The sequence below is a fragment of the Actinoallomurus sp. NPDC052308 genome (assembly GCF_040679195.1).
Classification (GTDB): domain Bacteria; phylum Actinomycetota; class Actinomycetes; order Streptosporangiales; family Streptosporangiaceae; genus Actinoallomurus; species Actinoallomurus liliacearum.
On the sequence record NZ_JBFAUM010000014.1, the window covers coordinates 1 to 14,059 of the forward strand.

Annotated in this window: 8 protein-coding genes; 6 read left to right on the forward strand and 2 right to left on the reverse strand. The window is 65.4% G+C overall.

What is annotated here, in order from left to right; translation table 11 throughout:
* Positions 1-243 precede the first annotated feature (243 nt).
* Positions 244-1,164 (forward strand): tyrosine-type recombinase/integrase, encoded by a 921-nt coding sequence (locus AB0L00_RS27825; RefSeq protein WP_364440044.1) that lies wholly within the window; start codon positions 244-246, stop codon positions 1,162-1,164.
* Between the two features lie 1,242 nt (positions 1,165-2,406).
* The gene (locus tag AB0L00_RS27830; RefSeq protein WP_364440204.1) at positions 2,407-4,143 is read left to right on the forward strand and encodes a zinc-ribbon domain-containing protein; all 1,737 of its coding nucleotides are present in this window, start codon (positions 2,407-2,409) and stop codon (positions 4,141-4,143) included.
* Positions 4,144-4,632: 489 nt separating this feature from the next.
* On the opposite strand, the gene AB0L00_RS27835 is transcribed toward AB0L00_RS27830, so the two are convergent.
* Entirely contained in the window at positions 4,633-5,052 is a 420-nt protein-coding gene (locus AB0L00_RS27835) for a hypothetical protein (protein ID WP_364440045.1), read from the reverse strand.
* A 169-nt stretch (positions 5,053-5,221) separates the two neighbouring features.
* Positions 5,222-5,551 carry an immunity 51 family protein gene (locus AB0L00_RS27840; protein ID WP_364440046.1) on the reverse strand — a complete coding sequence of 110 codons (330 nt, stop codon included), beginning with the start codon at positions 5,549-5,551 and terminating at the stop codon, positions 5,222-5,224.
* A gap of 1,008 nt (positions 5,552-6,559) precedes the next feature.
* Between AB0L00_RS27840 and AB0L00_RS27845 the strand changes: the two genes are divergently transcribed.
* From AB0L00_RS27845 to AB0L00_RS27860, 4 genes are all read left to right on the forward strand, one after another.
* A complete protein-coding gene (locus AB0L00_RS27845; RefSeq protein WP_364440047.1) occupies positions 6,560-7,915 on the forward strand; it encodes an FAD-binding oxidoreductase in 1,356 nt (451 codons plus the stop codon).
* A gap of 2 nt (positions 7,916-7,917) precedes the next feature.
* Positions 7,918-8,709 (forward strand): hypothetical protein, encoded by a 792-nt coding sequence (locus tag AB0L00_RS27850; RefSeq protein WP_364440048.1) that lies wholly within the window; start codon positions 7,918-7,920, stop codon positions 8,707-8,709.
* A gap of 454 nt (positions 8,710-9,163) precedes the next feature.
* Positions 9,164-10,714 (forward strand): cellulase family glycosylhydrolase, encoded by a 1,551-nt coding sequence (locus AB0L00_RS27855; RefSeq protein ID WP_364440049.1) that lies wholly within the window; start codon positions 9,164-9,166, stop codon positions 10,712-10,714.
* A gap of 1,525 nt (positions 10,715-12,239) precedes the next feature.
* Complete coding sequence (locus tag AB0L00_RS27860) at positions 12,240-13,478, forward strand: hypothetical protein (protein ID WP_364440050.1); 1,239 nt, start codon at positions 12,240-12,242, stop codon at positions 13,476-13,478.
* Positions 13,479-14,059: the final 581 nt, after the last annotated feature.

The window sequence follows — 14,059 nt, forward strand, 5'->3', positions numbered from 1 at the left end:
CTTGACCATATTCCGCAGCAGATCCGGCTCACACGCCCCGATCTGCTCGGCGAACCAGCCCGCGGGGTCCACACTGTCACTGACGGCCATCGCGTCGGTCTCCTTCGATCTTGACTTCGCATCTCGAAGGATCACGCGATGGCCGTCTCAGTTCACGACGCCACGCCTCTGATCAGCGGAAACTCGTACACCACGTCCCTGGACGCAACCCCACGGCGGGGTACCGGGGCGCAGCGTCGGTGTATGACTCGTTTCCAGGAACAGACGCCGGAAGTGGCCGGCGTCACGTCCGCTGGGCCGCTGCGGTTGGCCGCTGCGGCCTACCTGGCCCGCTACAAGGGCACCTCACGGATGCACACTGAGTCCGACCTTCGGATCTACCTGAGCTGGTGTGCCGACCACGACCTGAACCCGTTGGAGGCCCGAAGGGCCCACGTCGAGTTGTACGTGCGCTGGTCTCAGGAGATGCGCCGGTTCCGTCCGTCCACTGTCTCGCGTCGGCTGTCCGTGGTCGCCGGGTTTTACCACACGTGCGTGATCGACGGGCTGTTGGAGCACTCGCCCGCCGACCACGTCCGCCGTCCGCATGTACCGGCGGACTCGCCGACGCTGGGCCTGTCGCATCTGCAGTTCGAAGCGCTGCTGACCGCCGCGCGACAGTCACCGAACATCTACGACTTCGCGCTGGTCGCCATGCTCGGCCTACTGGGGTTGCGGGTTTTCGAGGCGACCGGCAGTGACATCGCCGACCTCGGCGAAGAACACGGCCACCGCGTTCTGCGCGTGCTGGGCAAAGGGGACCGGGTCACCCTCGTGCCGCTGCCGCCGGCGGTCGGGCGTGCGATCGACCGTGCCATCGCGGACCGGATGAGCGGGCCGATCCTGCTCAACGGCCGCGGAGCGCGGATGGACCGGCATGCGGCGACCCGCCGGCTTTGCCGGCTCGCCGAGGCCGCGGTCATAAAAATGCCGAGACTGCATCCACACATGCTGCGTCACACGTTCGTCACCACGATGCTGGACGCCGGTGTCGATCTCCGAGATGTACAGATCGCCGCCCGGCATGCCGACCCGCGCACGACGATGCGTTATGACCGAGCACGCAACAACCTCGACCGCCATCCCAACTACATCCTCGCCGCCTATATGGCCTCCGGGACCTGACCCGGCGAACACGCTCGTCTGCCGAATTGAGGATGCCCACGCCCAAGACCGCAGGGTAGGTCCCACGCATGTCCTCCCGTCTCAGCCATGGCACATCGGGGGCGATTCGTCGCTTTGCTGGATGGGTCGCCCGTGGCTCAGTCGGTCATCCGATCCTGGAAGGGATCAGCTACTGGGACGAGCTGAAGGACTCGCCTTCCCAGATGGAGACGTGCTTCGCCATCTTCGCTAACGTCTTGGAGCTTGACGACGAGGGGAACCCCCATCAACGAGAAGTACGCTGAGCGCCGCGCCGCCATGTGGCTTACCGATACTGCATGGGAGAACTCCCTCCTGGAGAAGCAGACCTTGAGCCCTGGGAGTGCGCGGTGTACTGACCCGCGCGCCCGACTACAGCCAAGGCGCCGTCAGGCACAACGCAGCTGCCGCCGCTCCACCCGGGACGGGCAGACTTACCTACGCGCAGTCGTGTGTGACCGGGTATGAGCTACGGGTAGCGGAAGCCGCCTCCCCAGTTGAAGCGCGCCCACCAGCCCAAGATCGACACGGGGCGTGGAGGTGCGCGCGGACTTGGGAGAACAGAAAAGTTCCACGTCACGAGGAATTTGCGCGAGGCGGTCGAGACGTGCGTTGCGGCGCCCCACGCCTGCCTCGCCGATCCTGAGCTGTGGCGGACGTCGGGCCAGACGGCGAGCACTAGCCCTCGGCGTCAGTGGCGCTGTTCGATGTCGCCGGATACGGGCCCGTCCCGCAGCAGGTGCGGGCCTGAGTGCCACTACTTGTAAGCGTCGGGAACGCGACGCCTGTGCACGCGCTGTGTGACAAAGGGCGTGGGAATCTCGGCCATCGCCGAGCCACGCAGGGGTTGGTCCGCAAGTCGTGCTCCAGGGCTCCCGGAGGGAGGGCGAGCTCTTTTTGTCACTGCCTCCTGGCATGCTTCCGACATCCATCCTCGTTAACGCCGGAGCGAAGGAGTCGGAATACGTGCGACGGCACCATCCCCCGCTGCAATCGGTATTGACGGATCGGTCGATTCGGCCTATCGCCAATCTCACCCGACCTGAACGAGGTATGCAGGTCAGCGCCGGCGTAGCCGATCGGTTTAGATGGCAATGCCTATCCTGTTTCGGAGCCTGGACGGCCAGCGCGTACCGTGTCGCCGTGTGTGGAAGTGGCTGCCCACATTGTGTAGGGCGCCAGCAGCCTAAGCTGGCCGAGATCATCGACGACCTCGGCCTGCGGATGATCGCGAACCAATCCCATCCCTATCGCACAGTAGCGACCACAAGCTACCGCTCGCGAGACGTGTGCGAGTGGGAGTGCATCACATGTCAGCGCCGATGGCGCACTCGGGTCTCGCGGGCGGTCGATAACGGTTGCCGCCAGTGCACGCGCAATGCAAGAGTGCCTACTGCTAGCGTCGCCTCTTCCCACCCTGACCTCGTGGAGGAATTTCGCGCGAACATCACAACCGGGCGCGACCTTTGGCACGTGACCTTCGGAAGCAATGATCGTTGCCGCTGGGAATGCAGGGCTTGTGCTCACCGGTGGGAGGCTTCGATCGCCAACCGGGCCCGTCTTGGCTCTGGTTGTCCCCAATGCGCTAATCGTCAGGTTGGCCGGAAACTGATGACCCCGTTGAGCGTTGCATTGCCTTCCTTGACGCGCGAGTTTCGCCGAAATCTAACCGACCCTGCACGGACGGCGGAGACCACGCCTTCCTGCAGCACTGATCGAGTTGAGTGGCAATGCATGCTCGGACATCGATGGGAATGCAGCGTCGGGCAGCGCTATAAGCAGGGAAGCGGCTGTCCGCAGTGTAGCGCTGCGCAGCGGCGCAGCCGATTCGAACTCGAGGTGGGCTACTTGCTTTCTGCGGCCACCGGCCTTTTGGTTGTCTACGACCACCCAGTGCAATGTCCGGGTGCTAGAGGCGGTACTGTTCGGGTGGATCTCTACCTGCCAGAGTGCGATCTATTGGTTGATCTGGATCCAATCCGCTGGCACGGGACCCAACGCGACCTGCGTAGGGACACAGTGAAGGCCAAGAGACTGGCGAATCGAAACTTCGTTCGGATGCGTCCTCGACGCCTGCCAGCGCTGCCGGCGGAGACTATACAAGTCGACGATGACGGCACTGACCCGCGACGATGGTTCGCTGCGCTCGGCAAGTACCTCGCCGAAGACGGTGTGGCCGTGCGGTCGCTAACCGACGCCGACGCGAAATCCGCTCTCGCCGCAGCAGCCCTAGCCTGGCTGGCTGTCGTCGGTTCGCTGCCATCGCCGTCGTTGGCCTCGGCGCACCCAGCCATTGCACTTGAGTTCACTACGAATCTAGACCGCCCGGGATTGACTCCTGCACTGATGGTGCCGGGCAGTAACGACCGATGCAACTGGCGCTGCGCCCAATGTGGGAACGAATGGGTCACCCGGCCGGCAGCCCGGACAAGTGGCGGCACAGGGTGCCCACGCTGCGCGGTACGGAAACGAGGCCGTAAGAAAGCGACCCCCGATGAAGCCGAGTGTTTGGCGACGATGTACCCCGACGTGGCTCGCCTGTTCGTCGCCAACCTCACTAATCCGGGTGTCGGACCTCAGCAACTCTACGCCACCAGCGGAGACAGATGCCGGTGGACCTGCCCGAACTGCTGTGAGGAACGCATTGCACGAGTGGCCGACGCGGTAAGGAGGTCCACTTGTCGCACGTGTGGACGGCAGCGGATGGGGGCTGCCCGCGTCGAGACGGCCGTTCGCAAGGGCAGGGTTCTCGCAGTTACTCACCCCGAACTGGCTCAGCAAGTAGACGTCGACCGGACAGGGCGCTCACCTGACCGAATCCCCTCCGGGGGTCGAAGACCTGTGTGGTGGCGGTGCACTGTAATAGCTGATCACCTTTGGAGTGCCCCGCCATACAGCCGCACAAGCCCTTCTTCCCCTACTGGCTGTCCAATCTGTGCTGGAAAACGACCATCACAATGAACTTTCACCGTCGACGATGAGTAAGGACTGGCTTTGGACCACACTTGAACACCGACACCGGTTAGCGATCTCGGTAGGAAGTCGGCGTTGTGCAGTCCCCTTCCCATGCCCCGGAAGAACCACCGGGATCCAAGAGCCAGCGGACTGTATCTCAATATGATGTCGACAAAACGATCAAATGCGAGAAATTCCCACTGCCTGTTCGGATGGACACCTAAAATAGAAATAGGGAAGCATTCCAAACATAGCGAGCGCTGGGGCGGGCTGATCAACCAGACCGGAGAATCGGCCGCCCTCAAGAGGTGCCATCCGCCCCGCGACCACCTGTGTCATCCACACGCGGACACGCGCGATCCACGCGAGTGCAGTGGCCAGCGGCCGATCGCTTCCCACCGGTATCCCACTGGCAGGCGATATTGCCGCACGCCCGCTCATGCCGCTGGCCGGAAGTCGGCGATCCGTGTGTGACCGTGGGACCCGTCGCAGTAACTAGACCAACTCTAGGAGGACGCCGTCTTCGGACCCGTTACCACCTGGGCCGTGGTCGCGGATGATTTCGACGATCTCGTCGAACAGGGTCGGACCCTCGCTGCGCCGCGCGCTGCTGATCCTGGCCTCGATCTTCGAACGGTTCGACGGATGGCAGGTGAGGAGAAGCCGCTCCAGCCGTCGAGTTGTCGCCTCGTAGCCGAGCGCGGCCCGCGACGATTCAGAGTTGAGCCACCTCAGCACCCATCCGTTCTCGGGCGTCCCGAACCCGCCTCGGAGCAGGTCGTTGAAGGCATCCAGATTTCCACGCCACCTGTAGTTGCAGAGCAGCCGCGAGAACTCGTGGGCAAAGCCGTCGAAGTCGGAGAAGTCTGCTCCGTCGATGACCAGCACGGGAAGGTCATCGCTCTTGTTGGTCATTACCTAAGTATGGGCGCCACTCCGGCCATCCGCTTCTGCCGCGGGTAGCGTGGCCGGGCTGAGCACTGCCGAACCGAGGAGCGACGCTGTCAGGTCTGCTCGCCGGTAGCCATCTCGGTAACCCGAATCTGGTTGTCGGCCGAGCGTGAGCCAAATACTTGTGCTCGTATCAATCATCGAACTCGAAGCCGCCGGCCTCGGCTGAGGCGATGAGCTTCCGCATGCGATCACCATCTGCGGCGACGGCGCTCATCAGCGCGGCCAGCTCTTGGAGTGCGGTTCGGTCCTCACCGTACGCGCAGAACATACCCCCTTCCGGGTCATACGAGAATCGCCCTGCGAGCGTCGGGGCCTCCGTGTCCACGAGGAATTGCGCGACGCCTTCCCAGAAGTACCCGTTCGGCTCGTGACCGAGCTGCTCAACGAGTCCATCTACTTGCGTCGTCCCAGCGTCCAGCAACAATGTGAACTCACCGGGCGTGGTTTCGATCAACCTCATCGGACTCATCGGCGAAGCGTGGCACTCCCGCAGTAAGACGGCAACCTTCTGGGCGAGTGAAACAGCAGCATGTGGCGGTACGCGGCTCAGCTTGCCGCGACGTGTCGCTGCCGGGTGATGTGACTGTCGACACGGAAGATCGTGACCAGCGCGGATACCGAACAGGACCCAGACACCCGCTCATGCCGCGATGAGTCGGCGACATCCGACGTACACGCTCGTTGCCGAGAGGAGTGCGTTGTGCGTACGTAGCCGTTGCACGAGCGACATGGTGCGTGGATGCTTTGGGCATCCTGCAATGGAGGCGCCTGTCTGGAGGCTGCGTGACGACGATGTCAGGCAAGACTTGCCTGGTGACCGGCGCGACCAGTGGCATCGGCAAGGAGACCGCGGTCCGGTTGGTGATACGTGCCGACGCCGCACACCGGCGGCCCGGACATCGTGCAGCCTGCCGGTAGATACTGAGGCAACGACTCTTCTAACAGCGTCCTTGATATCTAGCTGTCCGACTCGTTTCTGTTCGACTAGCACATGGACCACAGACTCCAAGTTCACCCAGCGACGCATCCCACTACCACGCAGTACCGCGCCTACGCCTTCATGGGCTCGAGGTTAGAAGTAGATCACCCGGACAGACCACTTTCGTAATTGTCCATGGGTTTCGCGCGGAATGTCTCTAACGTCCCGCTCGGAGCGTCGGTCGGCGCCCCCTTGACAATGTCTTGCGCATACACGAGCATCATTTAGGCCCCCCTGTTATGGGAAATGCACATCGGGAGATGGGGGGGTTGCGGTGACGAAACCAGCCGGGGGCGCCGAGGGTTCGGTCGAGCCTGGGGGTTATCGACAGCAGGTGAACGGGACTCCCGGTCCCTCGCGGGAAGGCTGTTCCTCCTGGCCGGCTTGTGTTCAACCGCGAGGCGCACGAGCCCCAGCCCTGAGGCGCAAGCGTCGTCACGCATTGACGAGCGGTAGCCGTCTGACTGCGGTGACAGGAACGTGCCGCTCATGACCACGGGCAAGAGCCTGCCGGCTCAGCTCACCGGCCGGGTCATCCACCCCGACAGCCCTGCCTACACCAAGGCTCGCACCGACTGGGACGGGCTCTACCGTTCCTATCCGTTGGTGATCGTCTTCGCCAACACGACGGAGGACGTCGTCAACGCGATCACCTGGGCACGCCAGAACGACGTCGCGCTGCGGGCGCGCAGCGGCCGCCACAGCCTCGCGGGCTGGTCGAATGTGTCCGATGGGATCGTCATCGACGTCAGTGAGATGAAGTCCGCTCGGCTCGACCCGGCGTCTCGTACTGTGACCGTCGGGGCAGGCCTCACCCAGGGTGAGGCCGTGACGGCGCTCGGCGAGGAGGGCTTTGCCGTGGCGACCGGAGGGGAGGCGACCGTCGGGCTCGCTGGTGCGACGCTCGGCGGCGGCTTGGGCTTCCTCACCCGCAACTTTGGCATGGCCTGCGACAACTTGATGGCGGCCGAGGTTGTCGTCCCCTCGGGCGACGACGGCGCCAAGGCGATCATGGCCGACGAGCACAACAACTCGGACCTGCTGTGGGCCCTGCGGGGCGCCGGCAACGGCAACTTCGGAATCGTGACCTCCTTCACCTACAGGATGCACCCGCTCAAGCAGGTCAGCTTGCTCGAGGCGCGGTGGAATGGCTTCGAGGACCTGCGGGGTGTCTTCGACGCGTGGCAGCGGCAGGCCCCGGCGACCGACTCGCGCCTCAGCAGCGTGCTCGACATCGGTCCGGACGGAATCGACCTCTTGGCGGTGCTGCAATCGGGGTCGCCGGCCGAGGTCAAGGAGTTGCTAGCGCCGGTGCTGTCGGTGGGCAAGCCCGACGTCTCCATCCAGGCCGGGAGCTGGGCCGACACCTTTGCCCGGCTCCAACCGCCGTCGAAGAGTGCGGTTGAGAAAGCAAAGAACTGGAAGTTCTTCTCGCAGTTCGTCACCGAACCGTACCCGGCGGAGGCGATCGATATCGTCGGCAAGTTCATGAAGAACGCGCCCTCGGAGGTGAGCGATTACTTCTGCTCGAGCCTCGGCGGCGCGGTTAAGAAGGCGCCGCCGGGGGGCTCCGCGTTCGCGCACCGCGACGCGCTCTTCTACGCCGAGCCGGGCGCGGGCTGGAGTGGCGACGCGATCACGCCCAGGGCACAGGCCTGGGTCGCCGAGTTCAGCCAGGCGCTGCGACCATACGTCAACGGCGCGTACGTCAACGTGCCGAACCCGGGCATGGTCGGTTGGGAGACCGCCTACTGGGGTGACCATTACCCCCGTTTGCGCGAGATCAAGGCCAAGTACGACCCTGACAACGTCTTCCAGTACGAGCAGAGCATCCCGCCGGCCTGACCATGCTCACCATCCTGATATACGTCCTCATTCTTTGGGGCTTCATCGCGCTCGGATGGCTTGTGGCGTGGTGGCTCAAGCGGCGCGGGGCGGCCATGTCCGGGCAGTTCACCAACGTCGTCCTGTTCGTCGGGTTCTTGTTCGGGTTCCTGCTCACCACGCTCCAGGTATTCGCGACCAACCACTACTCTGACGCCCGTTCTCAGGCCCAGTCCGAGCCGGCGAGCCTGGTGGCGGTGTACGACGACCTAGGCGTATTTCCGCCGCAGGTGCGCACAGCGGCGCGTCGCGAGGTCATCTGTTATATGTGGTCGGTCGCCGAGCGTGACTGGAAGGCGCAAGAGCGGGGGAGCACTCAGGAGGCGCCCGACACGGTCGTGCGGGGTGACCGCCTGCGTAACCTCAGGACCACGCTTCCGAAGGACTCACCTGCAACCCAGGCCGCATCTCAACAGGTCAGCACGGACCTGAGCGACGCGGGCAAGGCGCGCCAGCAGCTCCTGTTCCTGGCCCAACCCCGAATACCGGCAATCCTGTGGGCTGTCGTGCTCCTCAGTAGCGGCCTGCTGATTTTCTTGCTGGTCGGCGACTCTCAATCGCAACCAAAGATCATCAGGCGCATAGTGTTCGCTGCAGTGGCCGTGCTGGTGACCGTCGAAGTCGCTTCCCTCGCTGTCCTCGACCGCCCGTTCTCTCCCATCGCTCAGGTTCAGCCCAACGCGATGACAGACGCCATCGCACTGCTGGAGGCCGGCCGCACCGGGCAACCTACCCCGCACGACTGTGGTCTGTAGCCGACGCTCAACTCGGACCGTCTCAGGACCCACGCCGGTTCGCCGTCGGGGACGGCCGACTGCAGCAATCCGCAGGGGAGCAGAACCAGCAGGGGCAGGGCTCGCCCGCCGGTCACCGGCATCACGCCTCTGCATGAGCGCCCGCCGCAGGGCCGTCCGGGGGCGGGTGCGCGATGATGGTCGATCCGATCGTTGGAGTGAGCTCCGCCGCCGTAGTGAAAGCTTTCATCTGTCGCCGCAGGTCACCGACTGGGAGTGGGCTCGTCGTTGACGGCATCGGATCGAAAATCGAACAATGACGCCGCTCCTGCCCACGGTGGTGAGAGTTCGGGCTGCGAAGGGATTCCCCATGGACGTCGCACGTCGCTCCCGTTGGCGGCTTCCCAGCAGGGACGGGCGGGGTCGATCGCACAGTAGGCGTGGTCGGGGCGCGCTCGCCGCGGCCGCCTCGGTCTTGACGGCCGCAGCCGCCGCGCTCGTGGCCCTCACCGTCTCCGCGACCCCGGCCGCGGCGGCGGGTACCGGCACCGGCTATCTGCACACCAGCGGCAACAAGATCGTCGACAGTGCCGGCGCGACCGTACGGCTGACCGGCCTGAACTGGTTCGGCATGGAGACCGACAACCACACCTTCCACGGGCTGTGGGCCGGCCGGAACGCCACCTGGCGTATGCAGATCGACCACATGGCACAACTCGGCTTCAACACGATCCGGGTGCCGTTCACCGGCGACTCGCTGCGCTCTGGGGCGCAGGCGACCAGCATCAACACCGACAGCAATCCGGACCTGATCGGGTTGAGCCCGCTGCAGATCCTCGACAAGGTCGTCGCCTACGCCGGGCAGAAGGGGATGCGCATCATCCTTGACCGGCACCGCCCGTCGGCGGCCGGCCAGACCGCCCTGTGGTACACCTCGAGCGTCTCCGAGGCCAGCGAGATCTCCGACTGGCAGATGCTGGCCCAGCACTACGCGAACAACCCGACCGTCATCGGCGCCGATCTGTTCAACGAGCCACACGCCGAGGGCACCGAACCGAACGGCACCGGCGCCTGTTGGGGCTGCGGCGACACCGCCCGCGACTGGCGGCTGGCCGCGCAGCGCATCGGCAACGCGGTGCTCCAGGCCAACTCGAACTGGCTGATCTTTGTCGAGGGAGTCAGCTGCCCATCAGGCGGTACGCCGAACCAGTGGGACAACGTCCCCGATGACCCGATGGAATGCGACTGGTGGGGCGGCAACCTCGCAGCCGCGGCCCAGTTCCCGGTACAGCTGAGCGTGGCCAACCGGCTCGTGTACTCGGCGCACGACTATGGCATCTCGGTCTACGATCGGCAGCCGTGGTTCAAAGACGCGAACTTCCCGAACAACCTGCCGGACGTCTGGGACCACTTCTGGGGCTACCTGTTCAAGAACAACACCGCGCCGATCCTGGTCGGCGAGTTCGGCAGCACGCTGGCCAATCCGCTGGACACGCAGTGGATGGCCAAGCTGATGACCTATATGGGCTCGGGTACGAACGGCATGTCGTTCACGTACTGGTCCTGGAACCCCGACTCCGGCGACACCGGCGGAATCGTCCAGGACGACTGGGTCACGGCGAACCAGAACAAGATGAACATCATCGGGCCGTCCCTGATCCCGCCGGTGGACAGTACACCGACCGCCACACCGCCCACGTCGCCCGGCACGTCGAGCCCGCCGACGGGAGTCTCGTGCGCAACGACCTACGCCCTGACCAACGTCTGGCAGGGCGGCTTCCAGGCGGCGCTGACGGTCACCAACTCGGGCACGTCGGCCTGGAACAATTGGACCGTCACCTGGACCATGCCGTCCGGCGTGACTCTCGGCAGTGGGTGGAACGCGACCGTCACCGCGAACGCCACCACGTGGACGGCCAAGGCACCGAGTCAATCGCCCACCCTCGCACCCAACGCGTCAATGACGATCGGCTTCACGGCCAACGGCCCGTCCAGCCCGGGAGCGACGAACATCCGATGCTCTTAAGCCGACGAGCCACCCGGACAGGTCAGGACCAGAAGACCGAACGCACTCATCTGCCGCGTACAGTGCTTCGGTCATCTCCCTGTCCACGTCGGACGCGTGAGCAGCGCGTAGACGATGCAAAGAGCCGGCGTGAGTGTCGGCCTGTCGGGGCAGACGAGCCAGGGGACGCGCGGTCCAAGCGCGACGCTGTTTGCTCGTCGTTTGCTCGGATGTCGCGGCACGGTCCGGCAGCACCCGGTACGGCCTCGGCTGATCCGCCGGAGGTGGGAGGGCGAACGCGGACCAACCGGCACGTACCGGCAGTGCGGAACACGGCCCGGTATCGCCATTTTGGCAGAGCTGTGGACTTTTAATCCATAGGTTCTGGGTTCGAGTCCCAGGCGCCCTACCACTCATCTGGCCGTTGACCTGCGGTTTCTTGCCGCGTTCGGCCATCAAGGTGATCGTTTCGGGCCGATGTCGGCTCCATGTTTGCTCGTTTGTCGCGATCTTGTCGGGATCGCTTCTCCACGGTGTGGATGCCAAGGGGCTACGGGAGCGATTCCGCCGCGAGCGTGTTGTCGCTGGCCTGTAGCTGTAGTGCCCGCTGTCCTTGTAGAGCGACTCCCGTCGTCGGTGATGCCAGAACCATCCCCGCAGGCACGGGACCCGACGATGTTGGTCATGGCGCGCCGTGGTGACGTGGAGAAGCATCCCCGCGGGCGCGGGGCCGAGTGCGCACACTGTCCGGACTGGCCGGGGCGGGCGGAACCATCCCCGCGGGCGGGGCCGACACACTGCGGATCGATCAGACGTCTGATCGCCTATCGGACCATCCACCGCGGGTGCGGGGCCGACTCCCGGATCCGGTCGACCACGGTGTAGGCGTAGGGACCATCCCCGCAAGCGCGGGGCCGACTCGCGGGCCGAGCCGGGCAAGGGGCAGGCTCAAGAACCATCCCCGCGGGCGCGGGGCTGACCGCTCCATAATCCACTGATAGACGGTGCGCATGGAATCATCCCCGCAGGCGTAGGGCCGCCTGGGACGACGGCTGGGATTGCCAGTAGGCGGGTGAACTATCCCCGCAGGCGCGGGGCCGACGGGAACAGGCGCGGACCGGACATCACGACGAGGGAACCATCCCCGGGGGCGCGGGGCCGACTACCCCGACTGCCGGCTGGGCCCATTCCCGCAGGCGCGGGGCCGACCAGATGAAGCCCGTGCCCGGGGACGAGGCGCGGGGACCATCCCCGCGGGCGCGGGGCCGACGCGTACGGCGGGTACCGCGTCATCAAAGCCGTGGAACCATCCCCCAGGCACAGGGCCGACCTGTCGAAATCCATCCCGAGATCGCGTCAAAGGGAACCATCCCCGTAGGCGCGGGGCCGACGCACGGCGTTCGACCAGGTCGGTCTGACTTACTCCGCCAAATTTCGTTCGGAATTATTCTGCAGGCCTTCTCGATATCTCGGCGGGTGGGAAGGCGTCCAGTTCCGGCCGGTTCAGGCAGCCGGGCGTGTCAGTGGCAGCGGGCATCCTGAGCGTATGAGTGGGCGGCGCGCACGGGCGGAACGCAAAGCGGGCAAGTCGACCGCGACGGGCACCAACAAGACGCCGGGCAGGGAGTGGACGCTGACCGGCGGCGCCCTGGAAGCCCGCAAGGCGAGAATCGCAACCGTAGAGCATCTGAGAACCGCTCCGATCGCACGGCTGCTCCAGCTCGACAGGCTGCAGCATGCATGCGAGCTACACGCCGCCCACGCCGGTGACCGGCGCGCCGCAACAGCACTCGTGTTCGGCGGGATCGGGTACCGGCCACCGTTCCCAACAGATCTGGGGCGGGCGGCCGACATGGTGGTCAGAGACGAAGCCCGTTACCTGGCCAGTGCCGACCTGTACGTCCTGACCCCACAGATGTGCGATGTCGTGGTCGCAGCCGCCCAGACGCTCGACAGGCAGGACCTGGAACTGCTGGAGGAGGACGATCTGCCGAGCATGTCCGGTCTGGTCATGCTCCCGCACCCGATCATCGTGAAGACCGTCGGCGGCGCCTTGGGCGACACGCGGGCCATCACCTGGCACACTCCCTCACAAATCCAGCAGCCCTCCAAGGACATGACCCGACTGGAAGACCGGCCGGCAGCGCGGGTATCGGTCTACAACGACACCCACGGCCCGGTCCGCCCCGATTCCTTCCTCCAACTCGCCGCCCAGGCCCGCGCCGTGGGAACACCGCTGCCGCCGCTGCTGCTGGACGCCATCCGATGTGTCCCGTTCCGCCACCACGCCACTACCGAGCAACTCGAAGCGCTCCATAGCTTCAGCGAATTGGTACGCGAAACTGGGGAAGCTGAACACGAAGCCACCGCCACGCACGGCCTGAACGAGGACCGGGTGATCGGCGAATACACCCCTGGCGGCCAGATCGACGACGTCGACGACAGCTTCGCCCTGCGCTTCTTGTACGCGTTCTGGCGACTGTGCGAGCAGCGCATTGCCGCCGTCGACCAGGTCCAGACCGGCCCGACCGCGCAGAGGCAGGCTGAACGGGTCGGCGTGCCCCCCGAGGTGCGGGTCGTGCAACTGCGGCGCACCGACAAACGCGGTAACCAGGAGTCGCCTGGGAGGGACTGGCAGCACCGCTGGGTGGTACGGATGCATAAAGTCCGCCAGTGGTACCCGAGCCTGAAACGTCACAAGGTGATCTACCGCGGCCCCTACATCAAGGGTCCCGACGACAAGCCGCTGCTGGGCGGAGAAACCATCCGCGGGCTCGTCCGGTAACGACGCACAGCATCTGCGCCGTCTGAGACCTCGGAGCCATCCCCGGATGCGGCGACGACCATCTGACTGGCTCAGTGCGCCCATGAACCATCCCCGCAGGCGCGGGTCGACGCGCCGGCGCCGACCCCCGGCAGAGCCACAGAGGAACCATTCCCGTGGGCGCGTGGCCGACGCTGCCTGACCGTGCGCGGTCTTGAGGAATTGGGAGCCGCAGGGCCGACCATGACAACCCCCCTCAACGTCCTAGAACCATCCGCGCAGGCGCGGGACCGACGATCATCCTCGGCGCCATGAAGGGAATAGACCATAATTATCCCCGCAGGCGGGCGTGGGCTGACCAATGGAACAACAACCTGAGCCAGCCGTACACGGAGCCATCTCCGCGGATGCGGGGCCGACCGGTGTAGACCGTGCTGGCGGCCGTCCATCCGGGGACCATTCCCGCTGACGCGGGGCCGACGTCAGGGTCGGGTACAGCGCGGTGCCGTTCAGGGAACCATCTCCGCGGGCGCGGGGCCGACGCCTCGACGTTCCGGTACGAGCCGACCAGCCCGGAACCATCCCCGCGGGCGCGGGCCAAC

What these genes read in the sequence shown, in the direction of transcription:
- AB0L00_RS27825 (WP_364440044.1), top strand. Translation starts at nt 244, where the DNA reads ATGACTCGTTTCCAGGAACAGACGCCGGAAGTGGCCGGCGTCACGTCC.
- AB0L00_RS27830 (WP_364440204.1), top strand. Translation starts at nt 2,407, where the DNA reads ATGATCGCGAACCAATCCCATCCCTATCGCACAGTAGCGACCACAAGC.
- AB0L00_RS27835 (WP_364440045.1), bottom strand. Translation starts at nt 5,052, where the DNA reads ATGACCAACAAGAGCGATGACCTTCCCGTGCTGGTCATCGACGGAGCA.
- AB0L00_RS27840 (WP_364440046.1), bottom strand. Translation starts at nt 5,551, where the DNA reads ATGAGGTTGATCGAAACCACGCCCGGTGAGTTCACATTGTTGCTGGAC.
- AB0L00_RS27845 (WP_364440047.1), top strand. Translation starts at nt 6,560, where the DNA reads ATGACCACGGGCAAGAGCCTGCCGGCTCAGCTCACCGGCCGGGTCATC.
- AB0L00_RS27850 (WP_364440048.1), top strand. Translation starts at nt 7,918, where the DNA reads ATGCTCACCATCCTGATATACGTCCTCATTCTTTGGGGCTTCATCGCG.
- AB0L00_RS27860 (WP_364440050.1), top strand. Translation starts at nt 12,240, where the DNA reads ATGAGTGGGCGGCGCGCACGGGCGGAACGCAAAGCGGGCAAGTCGACC.